We start from the raw sequence: 454 nt of genomic DNA, 5'->3' as shown, positions 1-454 counted from the left end.
CCACCGCGATCGGGAACGAACCGCCGTGTGCCGCGTACGTGTCCGGGTCCAGGCGGGACGACTCCTCGAACGTGGTCCCCTTCGCGCGGAACCGGGTGCCGACCAGGTACGAGCTCTCGCCGTACCGCTCGACCACCTTCCGCTTGCGGTCGATCCACGCGTCGTTGTCCGCGCTCGAACCCGGCAGCGCCGCGTGGAACAGCTGCTGCGCCCCGCGCCGGATGTCGATCGCCACCGGGGCGTGCCGCTCCCGGGCCAGCGCCACCAGCAGGCTGCCGAGCACGAACGCGTCGTCGTAGGAGAAGTGCGGGAGCGTGAGCCGGCGCTCCTGGGCGATCAGCTCGGAGATCGTGGGGGAAGAGGTGGTGCTCATGCGGGGTGCTCCTCGTGGGGGAGGTTTCCGGGCAGGGTGACGGTGACGCCTTCGCGGGCCGAGCGGCGCGCCGCCTCCAGG

Annotated in this window: 1 protein-coding gene; it reads right to left on the bottom strand. The window is 72.2% G+C overall.

Annotated features, from left to right (window positions below; genetic code table 11):
• Positions 1–373, bottom strand: a 373-nt coding sequence (locus RNC47_RS36775) for a heme-degrading domain-containing protein (RefSeq protein WP_311605217.1), incomplete at its 3' end; no start/stop codon positions are given.
• Positions 374–454 lie beyond the last annotated feature (81 nt).

Origin of the sequence: Streptomyces millisiae, from assembly GCF_031845425.1 — a bacterium.
Taxonomy (GTDB): domain Bacteria; phylum Actinomycetota; class Actinomycetes; order Streptomycetales; family Streptomycetaceae; genus Streptomyces; species Streptomyces millisiae.
This window is presented reverse-complemented; position numbering and strand designations above follow the sequence as displayed.